Annotated in this window: 10 protein-coding genes and 2 pseudogenes; 9 read left to right on the top strand and 3 right to left on the bottom strand. The window is 59.4% G+C overall.

All coding sequences use genetic code 11. The features are described from left to right. Window positions 1–94: 94 nt before the first annotated feature. Window positions 95–1,585 carry a SulP family inorganic anion transporter gene (locus BFE01S_RS07775; protein ID WP_218002899.1) on the top strand — a complete coding sequence of 497 codons (1,491 nt, stop codon included), beginning with the start codon at window positions 95–97 and terminating at the stop codon, window positions 1,583–1,585. After that, window positions 1,575–4,064 carry a DNA topoisomerase (ATP-hydrolyzing) subunit B gene (gyrB, locus tag BFE01S_RS37875; protein ID WP_042337327.1) on the top strand — a complete coding sequence of 830 codons (2,490 nt, stop codon included), beginning with the start codon at window positions 1,575–1,577 and terminating at the stop codon, window positions 4,062–4,064. The genes BFE01S_RS07775 and gyrB overlap by 11 nt, the downstream gene beginning before the upstream one ends. Before the next feature lie 537 nt (window positions 4,065–4,601). Here gyrB and BFE01S_RS07785 read toward each other — a convergent pair. Then, the gene (locus tag BFE01S_RS07785) at window positions 4,602–5,681 is read right to left on the bottom strand and encodes a porin (protein ID WP_042337328.1); all 1,080 of its coding nucleotides are present in this window, start codon (window positions 5,679–5,681) and stop codon (window positions 4,602–4,604) included. A gap of 80 nt (window positions 5,682–5,761) precedes the next feature. After that, window positions 5,762–7,021: an MFS transporter gene (locus BFE01S_RS07790; RefSeq protein ID WP_028224988.1), complete on the bottom strand. Its 1,260-nt coding sequence runs from the start codon at window positions 7,019–7,021 to the stop codon at window positions 5,762–5,764. 347 nt (window positions 7,022–7,368) lie between these two features. Between BFE01S_RS07790 and BFE01S_RS37880 the strand changes: the two genes are divergently transcribed. The 7 genes and pseudogenes from BFE01S_RS37880 to BFE01S_RS45730 all read left to right on the top strand — a co-directional run. Next, window positions 7,369–8,373 (top strand): helix-turn-helix domain-containing protein, encoded by a 1,005-nt coding sequence (locus tag BFE01S_RS37880; RefSeq protein ID WP_245621060.1) that lies wholly within the window; start codon window positions 7,369–7,371, stop codon window positions 8,371–8,373. 135 nt (window positions 8,374–8,508) lie between these two features. Then, complete coding sequence (locus BFE01S_RS07800) at window positions 8,509–10,092, top strand: GMC family oxidoreductase (RefSeq protein WP_028224989.1); 1,584 nt, start codon at window positions 8,509–8,511, stop codon at window positions 10,090–10,092. Window positions 10,093–10,109: 17 nt separating this feature from the next. Then, window positions 10,110–11,609 carry an aldehyde dehydrogenase family protein gene (locus BFE01S_RS07805; RefSeq protein ID WP_028224990.1) on the top strand — a complete coding sequence of 500 codons (1,500 nt, stop codon included), beginning with the start codon at window positions 10,110–10,112 and terminating at the stop codon, window positions 11,607–11,609. A gap of 623 nt (window positions 11,610–12,232) precedes the next feature. Next, entirely contained in the window at window positions 12,233–13,333 is a 1,101-nt protein-coding gene (locus BFE01S_RS07810; protein ID WP_245621061.1) for a porin, read from the top strand. 206 nt (window positions 13,334–13,539) lie between these two features. After that, entirely contained in the window at window positions 13,540–15,018 is a 1,479-nt protein-coding gene (locus tag BFE01S_RS37885) for a carboxylesterase/lipase family protein (protein WP_169742607.1), read from the top strand. 189 nt (window positions 15,019–15,207) lie between these two features. Continuing rightward, window positions 15,208–15,375: pseudogene (locus tag BFE01S_RS44090) on the top strand (cupin domain-containing protein); the annotation flags it as partial. Beyond that, a pseudogene (locus BFE01S_RS45730) lies at window positions 15,375–15,518 on the top strand (Asp/Glu racemase); the annotation flags it as partial. The pseudogenes BFE01S_RS44090 and BFE01S_RS45730, both read left to right, overlap by 1 nt. Window positions 15,519–15,597: 79 nt before the next feature. Here the strand turns inward: BFE01S_RS45730 and BFE01S_RS07825 are convergent. After that, complete coding sequence (locus BFE01S_RS07825; protein ID WP_084169638.1) at window positions 15,598–16,872, bottom strand: MFS transporter; 1,275 nt, start codon at window positions 16,870–16,872, stop codon at window positions 15,598–15,600. Window positions 16,873–17,222: the final 350 nt, after the last annotated feature.

The raw sequence follows: 17,222 nt of genomic DNA on the forward strand, positions 1-17,222 counted from the left end.
TGCACGTGTGATGCGCCTGGACGCGCGGCGCGAGTCGTCGACCTGCGCCGCGTTTCTCGTCTCAAACAAACCGGTTACTGTCATGACAAATCCTGTGAACAGGATCGAAACACCCCGCGCCAACTCGCGCATCGCCTTGCCCGCATCGCGCGCGCTACTGCTGCGCGAAGTGCTCGCGGGCGTGGTCACGAGCCTCGCGCTCATTCCGGAGGTGATCTCTTTCTCCTTTATTTCAGGGGTCGAACCGCGTTCGGCCCTGTTTGCTTCGGTGGTCTTGCTGATCGTCACGTCGCTGTTCGGTGGACGCCCCGCGATGGTCACTGCCGCGGCGGGCTCCGTCGCGCTCGTCGTCGGGCCAATGGTGCACGCGCACGGCGCCGGCTACCTCCTTCCTGCGGTGTTGCTCGGCGGCCTCATCCAGGTGGCGTTCGGTGTGCTCGGTTTCGCGCGCATCGTGCGCTTCATCCCGCGCTCGGTGATGCTCGGCTTCGTCAACGCGCTGGGCATTCTCATCTTCAGCGCGCAATTGCCCCATGTGATCGGCAAACCGCTTGCAGTCTATCTGCTTCTTGCGATCACGCTTGCCATCGTGCTGATCGGGCCGCGTGTGACGCGCGCGGTGCCGTCGCCGTTGATCGCGATCGTCGTGGCGACCGGCGTGGCCGCAGCGCTGCAGTGGGCCGTGCCGACTGTCGGCGGCGATCATCCTGGGCCGGCGGATTTGCCGGGTCTCACGCCCTGGACCGTGCCTTTCGATCTGGGCACGCTAAAGATCGTCTGGCAGACGTCGATCAGCATCGCGTTCGTCGGCTTGCTGGAAACGCTGCTTACCGCGAAGCTCGTCGATGAAATGACGGAGACGCGCTCCAACAAGACGCGCGAATCGTGGGCGCTCGGTCTTGGCAACCTGTGCGCGGGCGCGTTCGGGGGTATCGCCGGCTGCGCGATGATCGGGCAAACGGTCGTGAACGTCGGTATCGGGGGGGCGCGCACGCGCGTATCCACGCTGGCCGCCGCCGGTACGCTGTTGTTGCTGATGACGGGCCTGAGCTCGGTGATGGCGCATATTCCCATGGTCGCGCTCGCCGGCGTCATGATGGTCGTTGCAGCCAGGACGGTGGACTGGCACAGCCTGCGTCCGGCGACACTCAGGCGCATGCCGCTGATGGAGACGTCGGTCATGCTCGTATCGGTCGGACTGACCGTCTATACCGGCAATCTCGCGCTTGGCGTGGTCGCTGGCGTGCTGCTTGCGACGGTGCTGTTCGCGCGCCGCGTGGCGCACGTGATCCGCACCACGCGCAGGGTGTCCGCCGATCAGCAGAGCGTGCGCTACGAGGTGCATGGCCCGCTCTTTTTCGGCAGCAGCAACGATCTGGTTGACCGCTTCGAGTATGGGGGCGATCCGCGCACCGTCGTCATCGATTTTTCGGATTCGCAGATCTGGGATGCATCGACGGTGGCCGCACTCGATGCCATTGAACTGAAGTACCGGCAGCACGGCATCGAGGTGCAATTGACCGGTCTCGACGAACGCAGCCGCGCGTTCCATGCGGGTCTGAGCGGGAATCTCAATGTCGGCTAATCCGAAGACGCCCGCGACGCCGGCCGCGAGCGCGTACTCCGCCGCGCAGATTCAGATTCTCGAAGGACTGGATGCCGTCCGCAAGCGTCCGGGCATGTATATCGGCGACACGGCGGATGGTTCCGGCCTGCATCAGCTGGCGTTCGAAGTCGTGGACAATGCCATCGATGAAGCGATGGCCGGGCATTGCGACTTCGTACTGGTGACGGTGCACGCGGACGGCTCGCTATCCGTCGAAGACAACGGCCGCGGCATTCCGGTCGACGTGAAACATGACGACCGCCATGAGCCCAGGCGCTCCGCCGCCGAGATTGCATTGACGGAACTGCATGCGGGCGGCAAGTTCGACCAGAACAGCTACAAAGTTTCCGGCGGTCTGCACGGCGTGGGCGTGAGTTGCGTGAACGCGCTGAGCACGTGGCTCGAGTTGCAGATCTGGCGCGCGGGGCGCACGCACGCGCTGTCGTTCCGGCAAGGCGTGTTGCAGGACCGGATCGTCACGAAGACGGACGAGGGCGTCCTCATCAGTCCCGCGCGCGTAATCGGCATTGCCGACCGGCGCGGCACACGCGTGCACTTCTTGCCGGAGGCGGCAATCTTTCATCACGGTGCGTTCAGCTTCGACGTGTTGTCGGCGCGACTGCGCGAACTCAGCTTTCTCAACGAAGGGCTGATCATTCGCCTCGTCGATGAGCGCTCCGGCAGGGAAGAAGACTTCGCGTGCGCGGGCGGCGTAAAGGGCTTCGTGCACTACGCCAATGGCGGCAAGCGTGCGATTCAGGACAGCATTTTCCATGCGAGCGGCACGCGCAGGATCGGCGCGGCAGACGTGAGCGTCGATGTCGCCATGCAATGGAACGATGCCTACGGCGAAACCACGTTGTGCTTCACCAACAACATCGCGCAGCGCGATGGCGGCACGCATCTCACCGGCTTGCGCGCCGCCACGACGCGGGTGCTCGGCAGATACGCCGAAGACAACGGCTTCATGAAGAAAGGCAACGCCGGCTTCACGGGTGAGGACTTCCGCGAAGGCCTCGCCTGTGTCATCAACGTGAAGCTGCCCGACCCGAAGTTCGGCAACCAGACCAAGGACAAGCTGGTCAGCGTGGAAGCGCGCGCCGCCGTGGAGGACATCGTCGGTGCGGCGCTTGCGCAATGGCTGCAGGAACACCCTGCGGACGCGCACGCCATCTGCGACAAGATCACGGGCGCCGCGCGTGCACGTGAGGCCGCGCGGCGCGCACGGGAGATGACACGTCGCAAATCGGTATTCGCCGGTTCCGGCTTGCCCGGCAAGCTGGCCGATTGCCAGCAGCGCGATCCGGCGCGCTCGGAAATCTATCTGGTCGAGGGCGATTCGGCGGGCGGCAGTGCGAAGCAGGGGCGCGATCGAGCGTTCCAGGCGATCCTGCCGTTGCGCGGCAAGATCCTGAATGTCGAGCGGGCGCGGGACGAGAAGGTCTTGTCGTCGGGCGAGATCGTGACGCTCGTGACGGCGCTAGGGTGCGGCATTGGCGCCGGGGACTTGCGTATCGACAAGCTGCGTTATCACCGCATCATCATCATGACCGATGCGGACGTGGACGGCGCGCATATCCGCACGCTTTTACTGACGTTCTTTTATCGGCAGATGCGGGAGTTGATCGAGCGCGGTCATGTGTATATCGCGCAGCCGCCGCTCTATAAGGTGCGGCACGGCAAGACGGAACGCTATCTGAAGGACGACGCGGAATTCTCGCGGTGGCTGCTCGATATCGCGCTCGAAGGCGCGAGCGTGCGTTGCGGCCCGAACGGGGAGGCCATCGAAGGCGAAGCGCTTCTCGCGCTTGCGCGCGAATGTCAGCTCGCGCAACTCGCGTTGCAGCGGCTTTCCTTGCACATGGATCGCCTCGTGCTCGACGCCGTCTTTCGTGGGCAGCCGCTGTGCCTCGATACGCCGGAGATGGCGAGCGAATGCGCGCAACAGCTCGCCGCGCGGCTGCGTGGCGCGTCGGTGTGGGCGGAACTGGCGGCTGGCTCCGTTTATCCGCGGCTTCATGTCGTGCGCCGTCATCTGGGCAACGACAAGCACAGCATCGTCACACAGGACATGCTGCGCAGCGCCGATTTTCGGACGCTTACCCGGATTGGCACCGAACTGGCGCAGCGCTTTGCTCAGCAGGTGAGCGTGGCACGTGGAGCGGGCGAGCGCCGGCGCGAACGCACGGCAAGCGACTTTCCGACCGCGCTCGAATGGCTGCTCGACGAGGCTGGCCGAAGTGTGGCGCGTCAGCGTTACAAGGGGCTGGGCGAAATGAATCCCGCGCAACTATGGGAGACGACGATGGACCCCGATGCCCGGCGTCTTTTACAGGTCAGGATAGAGGACGCCATCGAGGCGGACCGGTTGTTTTCTGTGTTGATGGGCGAAGACGTCGGTCCACGTCGCGAATTCATAGAGCGTTACGGTGCGGCTGTGGTCGAAGTGGACGTTTGAGGTGGCTGCAACGGGACGTTGGACAACCGGCGCGTTCCGCGTTCAGGCATGGGCAAGTCGCGCGGGTGGGCAAATGTCCCCCGATTCATAGGCTCGGAGACGCTGGGAGAGAGTTACCCGGCATGTTGAACAACACGGATCGCTTCTGCAGATGAAGCCTACCCGACCCAGGATATCGGAGAGAAGCTCACGAGTGACGGTTGGGAGGTAGTGCCGATCTTTTCGCTGCCCGAAGGCAAGTACGTCCGGCCACTCGTCGAAGCCCGATATCGGCTTGATGCATTCGAAGTAATCGATGCGGCGGGCGCGGCCACGCTACGCCGGCCCCGACACACCGGTCATACCACTCCGCGGCTTTGCACGAAGACAACGCCGGCGTCGACAAGAGGCTGCGCTGGAGCCGCAGTTCTAATCCACTGCGCGGCTTCAACGCTCGCATCATCGTCGCGCCGATCCTGTTCGCACTGACTTGCGGAAGCACGACGAATCAATGGCGTGCTTCGCAAAAGGCACCGAGTGATGTTGCTGCCAAGGCGGTCAAAAGACGTGGCGAATGCCGATGGTCGCCCCCACCGTCGTTCCGTACGGCGCAGACAGAGATGCGGGTGCATCTCCGACCTGCAGGCCGAGACTCGCCTGGCCACGATTGCTGACTGTCCCCACCTGCGTGTAAAGTGTTGTCGCCTTCGACAGGAAGTAAGATGCGCCGAGCGCGCTCATTAGCGAATGGCTCGAACGGTCGTTGCGATTACTGATGTACCAGATGCCGCCATTCAAATCGACCGCTGGCGTGAGGGCGTAATCGACCCCACCTCCATAGACATTGTTGTTTGCTCCGGTCTCCGCCATTTTGTAGTTCGTGAACGATACCTTGGCTGTCAGCTTTCCATATTGATACGCTGCCCCGATCATCCGGCCTTCGAACCCGAGCGTCGACGGCGGGATTGTTTGCACAGTTCCGCCGGGATTGCCATCGTAAAAGGCCGCATCGATCGTCAGCCCGCTCCATTGATACGACAGACTCGCTGAGTACTGGCGTCCCGCAGCGAAGTTGCCTGCCGCGCCCCCGAGCGCGAACATCACACTGCCCTGGAGTCCGGCCATTCGCGGACTCGTGTAAGAGAGCGCATTGGCGTTGAACACACCCGTTGCAGCGGCGTTGTTCAAATAGATCGGCAGACTGCTGCCAAATTGCGAGAGGCCGCGCGGATCGAGGTCGAAGAGGGTGTCGAAGAAGGGTGAGAATTGCAGGCCAGCCTTTATCTCGCCAAATCCTCCCGTCAGGCCGACATAGGCTTGGCGCCCAAAGAAATTCCCGTTCGAATCGTTGAAGCCACCATTGGCTATGTCGATGCCGCTTTCCAGCTTGAACTCGGCTGAGAGGCCGCCGCCGAGATCCTCTTTGCCGGTCAGGCCTAATAGCGATGGCACCAGCCCGCTATCGGTAAAGCTCACCAGCCTGCCGCCATCTCCCCCTGACGTATTTCGCGTCTTACTGAGAAACAGCAATCCAGCATCGGCCATTCCATACAGTGTGACACTGCTTTGGGCGTGGGCTCCTGCCGCAAACATTAAACCAGTTGTGACGACCAATACCTTACCGAGTCGATCCTTCATATGCACGTTTCGTCTCCAATATTTATTTACTCTCGCTGGGGAGTCGGTCTGCCTTCGCCCAGCGAAAGATCCCAATCACATCAGTCGATGCTGGCCATCTGCCGCGCGCTGCCGGCGCTGATACGAGCCGGTGCTGTTTCGCGCAGAAAGCAGGAGAGCAGGGCAGGAACGAGTGCTCCTGCGGACGCGATCCACATCACGACGGGCATTCCGTAATGGTCGGCTGCGAAGCCGGCGATGGTGGGGGATAGAAAGCCGCCGACCAGTTCACCGACGCCCATGATCAAGCCGAGCGCTGTTGCGATGGTGCGTGGATTCGTACTTTCTGCAGGGATAGTTGCCATGAACAGCGTGAAGCAACCGAGTCCCGTATAAGTCGCAAGGACGAGCGGAGCCATCGTGGCGGCGTCAGTCACGTAAATCATCAAAATCGGGCAGACAGCCGCGATCAACGAGAAGATCACCATGGCAGGCTTTCGCCCAATTCGATCAGAAATCGCGGGGACGACGAAGCCCCAGCCGACCCATGCGAAACCGAGCATACTCATGACATAGCTCATCGTCCGCGCGGAAAAGTGGTGAAATTGAACCAGAAAGGTGGGCGCGAACGAGACGATCGTGACAAACCAGGTCAGGTAGAAACATGCGATGACGACACAGAGGGCAATGTTGCGGTTCTTCAGCAGCGCAGCCCAGTTCGATAAAGACCGGCGATCATGCGCTATGTTGATCGAGTCGCCGCGTCCTTTCGATCTGGATTCCTTCACATAACATGCGATCAGGAGTGCGATGATAATACCGGGTGCAATCGACAACAGAAACGCGGTGCGCCATCCGTGAGTGGTCGCTAGCCACACGAGCACGGGCGGTCCAATGACGGCTCCGAGCAAGCCGGGCGCCGAACCGTTGACGATGCCCATGTTCAGGCCGCGGCGGGCTGGCGTGGATGCATCGGCGAGCAGCGACTGCGAAACTGGCAGTACAGGGCCCTCGGCGATACCCATCAGCGCCCGGAACAACAGCAGCGACAGGAACCCGGTGACCAGACCGGACAACGAAGAAAGCACCGAAAATGCGATAACTGCGGCGATCAATACGGGCTTGCGCGATGCACGCTTATCCGACCATGCGCCAAGAGTCGCGCCCGAGATCGCCCAGGTTAGCGACAGCGCCGAGGAAAGCATTCCGAGGTCTGCGTTGGTTAGGTTCAGCTCGTTTGAAACGAATGGGAAAAGAAACGACAGTGCCAGTCTGTCGAAGAACACGAAGCCAAAGCTCAACGACAGAATCAGGAGCAGTCGGTTTTCATAGCTGGGGCGCATCATGCCTCCCCGAAGCATTGATTGTCCGGGTGCTCGAATACTTCATTTGGAAGCAATGAGCGCAGATGGCTTATGGCAGTCATGAATCGTCTCCTCACGGGTTGTGTAATGGGCCATAAGATAGAAAATTAATGAACCGGTACTTTGATCGGGCGAGACGCATCGATTGACCAAGTGGGACACGATTTCAATTCAGCATTTGACGAAAAGTACCCGCGGGGGAGGCTAGAAACTTGTAAGGCGCAAGAACGAAAAACAACGGTTTGCGGGTTCGCGAGGATACTTCGGCGTTTTCCGTCTTGGTAAACTGGGCTCCCCTTCGGGGGGAGGGGGTCCGGGGTCTGCTCGGAGCCAGGTAAAACAGCATGTCCGGAGCCATGATCATGTCGACAACCGGCCAGGAAGAGACCACGATTTCAACCCGCTCGCTGCACCAGGACGAACGAATCGACTTCTGGATCGATAGCGTCGCGCGCATGCTCGTGCGGCTCGAATGCAACGGATCGACGCTGGACGGAATCGATGCGACGCTGACACAGCACGATTTCTTGCTGTTCAAAGCGTGCGATATCGCCGCGAACCGGCATGCGATCGTGCGATCGTCACAATGCATCCGTGCGGACCAGCGCGACGCGGTGTTCGTTTGCCTGATGAACTCGGGCAGCGGCTATACGTTCCAGGGCGTCAACTGCATGCTGCACAAGCCCGGTGACGTCGTTGTTTACGATACGGCAAGCCCTTACGGGCACGGTTTTCCCGACGATATGGCAATGACCGTGCTCGATATCCCGCGCAAAGTCTTCGAGACCAGCGTGGGACCCTGGCGCTACCGCGATCTGATCAAGATCGATCACACGGACGGCGTGACACGCTGGGTCGTCAAGCAAATTCAGGAACTGCTTTGCGTCCCGTCCAGCTTGGCGTCCCACGAGCGGGAACAGCGGGGGATGCGGGTGCTTGATCTGTTGCAATCGGCACTGGTGATTCGCGACGGCAGCCCGTCTGCCTCGAGATCGACGATTCATTTGTTGCAGCGCACGAAAGCCTACATTGAAGCCCATCTTGGCGACGAAGCACTCGACTGCAATTCGATAAGCCGTGCGATGAACATGTCCCCGCGCCAGTTGGCACGTGTTTTTGAAATCGAGCGTATGTCGATCACACGCTTCGTCTGGTCGCGACGTCTCGAACGCTGTCATGCGGATCTCCGGGATCCGTCGCTGAGGCATCTGTGCGTCAGCGAGATTGCATTCCGATGGGGCTTCAATAATAGCGCGCACTTCAGTCGCAGTTATCGCGGGCGTTATGGTGAAACGCCGACGCAGACGCGCGCTAGCATGTCCGGAAAGGGCACACCCAGAGAGGTCTGATCCACACGACGAGACGGCAATTCCGGTCAAACAGAGCGTCCCAGCCAGACAAATCTCCACTCCGATGCATTGCTAATCTGCTCGCTCAAGGCGGCGTGACACTCGCGCCGCCTCGCAACGAGGAGAAAGAACAGGATGGAGACCTACGACTATATCGTCGTTGGCGGAGGATCGTCCGGCTGTGCCGTGACACACCGGCTCGTCAAGGCAGGCAAGAGCGTACTGCTGCTCGAGGATGGTCCGCCTGACAACAGCATATTCATTCAGATGCCGGCCACGTTCATTCGTGTGCTCGGCACCGAACGCGCGACCGTATTCACGAGCGAACCCCAGGCCGCGGCAGCCGGGCGGCAGACTTTCGTACCGCAAGGTCGCACGCTCGGTGGCGGCAGTTCGGTCAACGCGATGGTGTACATCCGAGGCACGTCGCTCGACTACAACGGATGGGCGACGCTTGGTTGCACGGGATGGAGCTGGAGTGAGGTGCTGCCGGTATTCAAGCGGGCGGAAAGCCATATGCGGCTGTCGGAACCGTTTCACGGTACGCAGGGGCCGTTGAAGGTAAGCGATACTCGCTATCGGCATCCGCTGAGTCTTGCGTTCGTGCGAGCGGCTCAGGAAACGGGTTTCGGCTACAACGACGATTTCAACGGGCAAGATCAATCCGGATTCGGCTTCTATCACACGACTACGTTCGATGGTCAACGAGGCAGCACGGCTGCTACCTATCTGGCCGAAGTGCGGGGGGCGCCGAATCTGACAATCGCGACCGGAAAGCTCGTTACCCGTATTTCGATCGATGGCCGGCGTGCCACGGGTGTGCAATGGCGGGCGAAGAACGGAGAGTCAGGCTCCGCGCTTGCGCGCGCCGAAGTGATTCTCGCGGCCGGAGCACTCGCGACGCCGAAGCTGCTCATGCTATCCGGTGTGGGCCCTGCCGAGCATCTGCGTGAACGCGGCATCGCCGTGGTTCATGACAGCCCGGGCGTCGGTCGCAACTATCAGGACCACCTCGAAGTGTCGATCTATGGCCGTGCATGCGAGCCCATCAGCCTCCTGGGTAACGACAGGGGGCTGAAAGCGCTACGGCATGGATTGCAATGGAAACTCTTCCGGTCAGGTCTACTGACATCGAACGTCGTTGAATCGGGTGGATTCGTCGATACGACGGGGGGCGATCGGCCGGATATTCAGTTTCACGTATTGCCGACGCTCGTCGGCGATGTCGATCGTGAACCGCTGCCGGGACATGGTATTTCGATTAATCCATGTATTCTCCGACCAAAGTCACGAGGATCGGTGCTGCTTCGAGACGATGACCCCGCCAGTCCGATTCTGTTTGATAGCGGTGCTCTCGAAAACGAGTCGGACGTTCAAGCGCTTGTACGCGGCGTCAAGCTCGCGCGAAGAATCTTGCGAGCGCCTTCGCTTGCGCGAGTCGTTAGCGAGGAAATCAAACCGTCGCGTGAGGCGGACGTTTCCGACCGCGAGCTCGAGGATTATGTCCGCCACCACGCGAAAACCGTTTATCACCCGGCGGGTACTTGCCGCATGGGCAGCGATGTCGCGGCGGTCGTTTCGCCGTTGCTGAAGGTCAATGGTGTCGAGGGATTGCGTGTGTGCGACGCCTCGATCATGCCGACGATCGTGTCCGGCAACACGAATGCTCCGACCATCATGATCGCGGAACGATGCGCGGATTTCGCGCTTGCCGTGTAACGAAGAGGAAGAACGACATGACGCAAGATTTGGTATCCGTGCTGGAGGAAGTCGACGCTTTCGTTCAGCGCCGCCACGGCTTATTCATCGATGGTAGAAGTGTGCCGGGTCTCGCAGGGCGCTACTACGACGTATTCAACCCCGCGACCGGCCTCGCGCTGTCGCAGGTTGCCGACGGCGATGCCGGTGACGTGGATCTGGCTGTTGCGAGCGCGCATCGTGCATTCGTGTCGGGCGTCTGGTCCGGACTGCGCCCAGCGGATCGCGAGCGTATCCTGCTACGCCTGGTCTCGATCATCGAGCAGCATGCCGAAGCTCTTGCACAGATCGAGACGCTCAATCAGGGCAAGTCAATTCATTTGTCGCGCGCGATCGAGGTAGGCGCATCCATCGAATATGCACGGTATATGGCGGGTTGGTCGACGAAACTCACCGGTGAAACGCTAGACGTCTCGATTCCGGTGCCGCCTGGCAGCCGCTACACGGCTTACACACGGCGGGAGCCGATCGGTGTCGTCGCTGCGATCGTTCCGTGGAATTTTCCGTTGATGATCGCCGTCTGGAAGTTGATCCCCGCCTTGGCTGCTGGCTGCACGGTCGTCCTGAAGCCGGCACCGGAAACGCCGTTGACGGCATTGCGGCTGGCTGAACTCGCTCTCGAGGCGGGTGTCCCTCCCGGCGTATTCAATATCGTGGCCGGGGCGGATGCCGCGGTCGGGCAGGCGTTGGTCGCCTCCAGTCTGGTCCGGAAAATTTCGTTCACGGGCTCGACCTCAGTCGGCAAGCATGTCGGGCGCGCTGCGATCGAAAACATGACGCGAATTACGCTGGAGCTCGGCGGAAAGAATCCGATGATCGTGCTCGACGACGCCGATGTGGACAAGGCGATCGGTGGCGTGATGATGGGGGCATTCCTGAATCAAGGACAGGTTTGCGCAGCAGCGTCGCGCCTCTATGTGCAGCGTAAGCGTTTCGATGCGGTGGTCGAAGGGGTGTCGGCAGCGATGCGTGAATTGACGCTCGGCCCAGGCATGGATCAAGCTGCTCAGGTTACTCCACTAGTTTCGAAGCGCCATAGGCAAAGCGTTTCTCGATACATCACGAGCGGACAGCACGACGGTGCAAAGCTCGTCTGCGGCGGAGCTATGCCCGAGTCGCCAGGGTATTTTATCGAGCCGGCGTTGTTCGTCGCTCAATCGTCCGAGTCAACATTGATTCGAGACGAGATCTTCGGTCCCGTAGTCGTGGTCGTTCCGTTCGACGACGTCGACACAGCGGTGAGGTTGGCGAACGATACGCCATACGGTCTTGCTGCAAGTTTATGGACCAATGATCTGTCAATGGCGATGAACCTGGTGCCTCGAATTGAGGCAGGGACGGTATGGATCAACAGCCATGTTCCGGTTGACCCGAACTTGCCGTTCGGCGGCTACAAGCAGTCGGGGATCGGTCGCGAGTTCGGCCGCTATGCCGTCGAGGGGTTCACCGAGCTGAAGTCCGTTTGTATCGCCCACTGACCAGGTTGCATACACGCCTGGCATTAGCGAGCGTTCGGTGAAATTTCGATTGTCCACTTCTTCCTGACTCGCACATGGCGGCGGCAGCGTCGCGTTTCTGCAGGGGTATGCCGATGACGCCTGGCGCGAGCGCGATATCCTCAGTGAGGACCGTCCCAATCAGTAATCCTCTTACGTGGACCAGCCTTTGGTGGAGAGCGCCGTGTTCGATAAATGCGCGCTACGGCTGCTCGTGGACGTCATTGAGGAAGAGGGTTAATGCTGGGGCGGACTATCCGTATCCGCGTGGCGAGCAGAGAGGCGGCCAATACAAAGACGCAAAATACCAGGGGACGCGGTCGTTCCGTGGCAAGTAGTTCGGATTTGCTATGCACGATGTCGACGATATCGACCCGTAGTACGTCCCCTGTGAGTGCTCTCCTATATGGTCCGCCTCCGTGGATATGCGTCCTTCGTCCCCGCATGCTTGCGCAAGCGGGTGGAAATCCCTTCAAGGGGGTAATCGTTTTTTTCCGTTTTGTTTCGTCTCCATCCATAGCAACATCGACCGGAATCTGGACTTGCACGACGCCAGACTTCAGGACATTGCACATAAACGACGAGATGTTGCAAAGGAGATCGGAGTGAGAATCGGAAAAGGCGTGAAACTTTGGGGCGGCGTGGGTTGTGTTTTATTGGGGTATTCGTCTGTTTCCCTGGCACAGAGCAGTGTTTATATAACAGGATTTCTTGGCTCAGGGATCGGCTATACGAGCAACGTCGCGGGGCACTCGAGCGTCTATGAGGACTCTGGCGTTCTACGGCCAAATACAATCTCGATCCAGGGCAAGGAAGATCTCGGCGGCGGGCTGCAGGCGCTTTTCTATCTGGGCACCCTGTTCTCAATGAACAACGGAACGATTCTTGGGGCCCCCGGAAGTTTGTTTTCTCGCGAATCATACGTTGGTCTGGCCGACCAATACGGCTCGTTGACCTTTGGTCAACAGCGCGACTTCATGTTCGACACTCTGACCGTCCATCAATATTCGGGCACCTTCTATCAGGGGCTATACGGCGCTCATCAGGGTCCGTTTCCGGCATTCGGCGTCCCGTACGTGATTGGTGGCGCTTACGACTTCGACCGGCTCAATGGCGAGGCACTCAACAACGCCGTCAAGTTCAAGAGCGCAAATTTCAGTGGTTTGACGTTTGGCGCGATGTACGGTTTTGGTGGCGTAGCCGGTCAATTCGGGAATTCCAGCTCATCGAGTTTCAGTATCGATTATGAGTTCGGTTCGGGGGGGCTCGCCGCCGTGTACACCTCGGCAAAGTCGCCTACGATCGGCAACGGCAATGATGGTATCCGCAATATCGGCGTGGGCGCCAAGTACAAGGTCGAGGCCGTTCAATTCGCGGTGCTGGGAACAATTTCCCACAATACGGCGACTGCGGCGCAGATTGATGCAGTCGATGCGACCGTGAGCTACGACATTTCGCCGTTCTGGAACCTCGCTACGACATACACGTATATGGGAGGCAACGATGCACTCGACAACGTACACGCGAATCAAGTTGGTGCTACGTTGACCTATCGGCTCTCCAAGCGTACGTCGGTGTACGGTACTTATGACTGGCAGAAGGCATCCGGTGAGGGTGCACTTGCTCGTATCAACTCGACTCAACTGAGCCCCTCTAGCTCCGATTCACAGACGATGGTCGGAATCAGCATCATGCATATATTTTAAGCATTGAATGGCGCTATCTCCAATGGGGAGGAAATGTCCCCTGCGGAGTGACGAACTACTATCGCCTACGTTGGCTTTCTCATGGTTTGCAATTTCTGACGACGACTGCGAGACGGCTACTCGGGCGGATCGATTAGCCGCTTCGCCTGCGGGTGGCGGCATGGTAGTACAGCAATGAAATGGAACGACGAATGGAGAGAGCTTGTATGGGCATTGAATCGAAAAATGACACGCGAAGGATAGAAGCACGCTGCGAACAAGGGACGCTATGCGGTGTTAGCGACAATGGTGTACTGAGTTTCTTCGATATCCCATATGCGTCGGATGGCGGGCGCTTTCGCGACGCTCTTCCACCCGCGCAGTGGCAGGGGGTGAGGGATTGTACGCGGCCGGGACCGGTCTTCCCGCAGTCGCCGAGTCGTCTCGATTTCGTGATGGGTGCCACGGCGCGCGGCGCAGCATTGTCGGAGGATGCGTTTCGCGTCAACGTCTTCACACCTTCACTCAAGGACCGATTGCCTGTTTTGTTCTGGATTCACGGCGGTGGATTCCTTACCGGGGGCGGCGCGTTGCCATGCTATAACGGCGCCGAGTTGGCGCGGACCGGTCGGGTGATCGTTGTGACGATCAATTATCGACTTGGCATTCTCGGCAATCTCTATCTGCCCGGTGTTGCGGAGGGGAACTACTCCGTGCGGGATATTGCCATGGCGCTCGCCTGGGTGAAGGACAACATCGAACATTTCGGCGGAGATCCGGACGCGATCGTGATCGCGGGGCAATCCGCCGGTGCGTGGTACACGCAGTTGCTGATGGCGATGGAATCGACCTCAGCGATTCCGCGGGCCGCGGTCATGCTTAGCTACCCAGGTGTCGAGCCTCTCCAGCCGGAACAAGCGGCGGCGCTTGGGGAGCACTACTGCAAGCTTGGCGAGATCAGCGCATCGGAGCGCACGCTTATGGAAATGCCGCTCGATGCAGTGCTGGCCGTCCAGGGAAGACTACTCGCATCGAAGGTGCGCTTCGCGTCGGTGCCCACCGGATTCATACCGGTTTGCGACGCACTTGTTCCTGCTAGCCCAACTCAGGCATCCGCGAAATTTGCGCCGAAGCCTTTGATGATAGGTTGGACTCGCGATGAAACCGGAAGCTTTTTTGCCGGCAATCCCGCTGCGGTGAATGCGACTGCCGACGAGGTGCGGGAACGGTTCGAGGAGCTACTGGGTGCGTTAGGCTTGACCCGCTATGAGCAGCTCCTGAACCGGCGACTCCAGGGGAGCCCGTATTCGGTCTTGGTCGACATTACCTCGGATCTGCTGTTCAGGCAGCCATCGATCGAGCTTGCCAAAACCTTGGTGGAGGAGGGCGGCACGGTGTTTGCCTATCAGTTCGACCTTAGCTCGCCTCAATCTCACGTGGGTGCCGGCCACTGCTACGAGTTGCCGTTCTTCTTCAACAATTTCGATTACTGGCCCGATGCGCCGATGTTGGCTGGTCTAGAGGCGGTGAAGGCGCAGGCTCTCGCACACCGGGTGCAATCATATCTGCTCGACTTCATACAGTCGGGAAATCCCAACCGTTCTGCAATGCCGGTATGGCATCGCTTCGAAAGCCAGTCCCCTCACTGCCTGCATTTGGACGATGTCTTATCCTGCACGTGCGATACGGCGAACCTCGCTCAGTAGCTTGGCTGATGAGCCGCATACGGACTCGAAATCCGGCATTTCACAAGATCGACGTAAGGAGATCATCCGATGAGGACAACTGCATAAGGCCGGCTTCCGGGGGGGAATTGTCGCTCGCGCTGACGTTGCCCTCCCGAACTCTCTGTCTGCCATGAGCATTTTTCGCAGCCGATGGCCGGCGCGCCGTGAACGGTGGCCAACAAGATCGAGCCATGGCAGCCGAAGTCCGGTTCGATACCGGTGCTGAGGCGTTGCCGCGAACTACGCGAGACTGTGATGCGTTTCGTCGAACTCGTGAAGCCGGAGAAGACGGGACGGCGCGTTATCTATTTCGGCAATTCCGGCGAGCGTGCGGTCGTATAGGGATGAAGTATGTGACGAAAGAAGAATTGGCCGCGATGGACACTGATAGCGATCGATACGCCCTCGAATTGTCGGACGCCGACGATGATCCGACGGGATACGCCTGTCTCGTGGCAATCATCAGCATGGGATGCGGTATCTGCCTTCACGCTTGCCGATGCAGCGCCTCCTTTATAACAGTGTCGATCACCATAAGGTGCGACGCCATCAGCCATGTTAGAAGCCCCGTGCTTCAAGCGCCCTTTCTTTCGCCGAGCTGCACATTTGTGAAGCCAGCAGTACGATCTCGACGACCGCGAAAGGAATGCAGCTAATCAGGACAATGCGCTGGGTGCTAAACCCAAGGGAGATCAGGAGGCCGCCAACGGAGGGTCCCAAGATTGCTCCGAGACGTCCGATCGCGGCCCCATATCCAACGCTCGTGGTACGCAGGGAAGCTGGGTAAAGAACGGTGGCGAGCGTGGATTGCCCCACGCAAGCGCTCGCGCTGCCGGCGCCAATGCCGAAGATGAGAAGCAAGACGGTCCATCGGCTGAGACCTTCCAACTGGAACCCGACGATGCACAGCATTGCGATTGCGAGCGTGATGACCAACGACCGTCGCAACCCGAGCCGTTTCACTAGCAGAAGCAGGAGAACATTGCCCGCGATTCCGCCGAGAGCGTTCGCAGCTGCACCGACAGGCGCACTTGAAGAAGAGAATCCATAGGAAAGGAGAAGAATCGGCGTCCAGAAGATAAACAGGTAAGTGACGAGGAAGCCAAAAAACGCTACGAGCCAGACTGTCACGGTATGTAAAAAGAAGGTAGGTGCAAACAGGCTTCTGACTTCCGCGAACCTCGGCGACCACGTTGCAGTTTGCACGGGTACATTAGTCGTTCCCGGCTGTGTTCGAACTCCCGGTAGCGCGTACCACACGAGAGGGAGCAGCAGCATCGGCGCAACCCCTCCCGCAATAAACACTGATTTCCAGCCATAAGCGGTGATCAATTTCACGGATGCGAATCCGCCGAGGGCTGCGCCAGCGGACAAGCCGGTCGTTGCGACAATGGTGACGGACGCTCGAGCATTGTCGGACGCGTTGTCCGCCGCAATGGAAATTGCGGTAGGGACGACTATGCCAAGGCAGAACGTTGTCAGAAAGCGAATGGCGGAAATCGCAGGAATGCTGTTCGACTCGATCGTAAGGAGCGACAAACCGCCGAACGCTAGCATCGCAACCATGATCACCGTGCGCCGAGGAGTCACGCGGGCCAACGTTCCAGTTGACAAATATCCTACGACTGCACCCAAGCTAGTCGAGATGAAAGCAGGAGTCATCGCCGCTTGAGGAATGTGCCACAGATGCGTCAGTGCGGGTGCCACATAGGCGATGGCCGCGGTATCGAAGCCGTCGACAGTGATAATCAAAAAGCAGACTGCACAAATTAACCAGGTATTGAAGGAAGGTGAAACCCCGGCGGGTCGATTTTGTTCCTTGATGTGCTGCATGCTTGCCTCTAAAGGATGTATCGGAGGAAATTTTGACGGTTGCGGGCTGAGCTAATGCATGATCGATACAGTGAGCTCGTGGCCGTCGTGGCCCGAAAAGATGACGCCTCCACTACGGTTAGTGGGTCGCTCCTCGCTAGTTTTGCGGCACCGAAGTAACCATAAAAGCGAAAAATGCGATTGACGTAGTGAGGAAAAGTTATATGGGAAAAAACACCAATATAGTCAAATCCGGAAGGCGGCCAGTGTGCTGGGAAAACTCCCCGCGGGTGAGTGGCGGCATGTTACTGCGCGGACACGTTCGATGAAGCAGCAAAAAAAGCGGATAGCGAGCGTCGACCAGGCGGATA

This window comes from Paraburkholderia ferrariae NBRC 106233 (assembly GCF_000685035.1).
GTDB classification, from domain to species: Bacteria; Pseudomonadota; Gammaproteobacteria; order Burkholderiales; family Burkholderiaceae; genus Paraburkholderia; species Paraburkholderia ferrariae.

What these genes read in the sequence shown, in the direction of transcription:
- gyrB (WP_042337327.1), top strand. Translation starts at nt 1,575, where the DNA reads ATGTCGGCTAATCCGAAGACGCCCGCGACGCCGGCCGCGAGCGCGTAC.
- BFE01S_RS07785 (WP_042337328.1), bottom strand. Translation starts at nt 5,681, where the DNA reads ATGAAGGATCGACTCGGTAAGGTATTGGTCGTCACAACTGGTTTAATG.
- BFE01S_RS07790 (WP_028224988.1), bottom strand. Translation starts at nt 7,021, where the DNA reads ATGCTTCGGGGAGGCATGATGCGCCCCAGCTATGAAAACCGACTGCTC.
- BFE01S_RS07800 (WP_028224989.1), top strand. Translation starts at nt 8,509, where the DNA reads ATGGAGACCTACGACTATATCGTCGTTGGCGGAGGATCGTCCGGCTGT.
- BFE01S_RS07805 (WP_028224990.1), top strand. Translation starts at nt 10,110, where the DNA reads ATGACGCAAGATTTGGTATCCGTGCTGGAGGAAGTCGACGCTTTCGTT.
- BFE01S_RS37885 (WP_169742607.1), top strand. Translation starts at nt 13,540, where the DNA reads ATGGGCATTGAATCGAAAAATGACACGCGAAGGATAGAAGCACGCTGC.
- BFE01S_RS07825 (WP_084169638.1), bottom strand. Translation starts at nt 16,872, where the DNA reads ATGCAGCACATCAAGGAACAAAATCGACCCGCCGGGGTTTCACCTTCC.
- BFE01S_RS37880 (WP_245621060.1), top strand. Translation starts at nt 7,369, where the DNA reads ATGTCCGGAGCCATGATCATGTCGACAACCGGCCAGGAAGAGACCACG.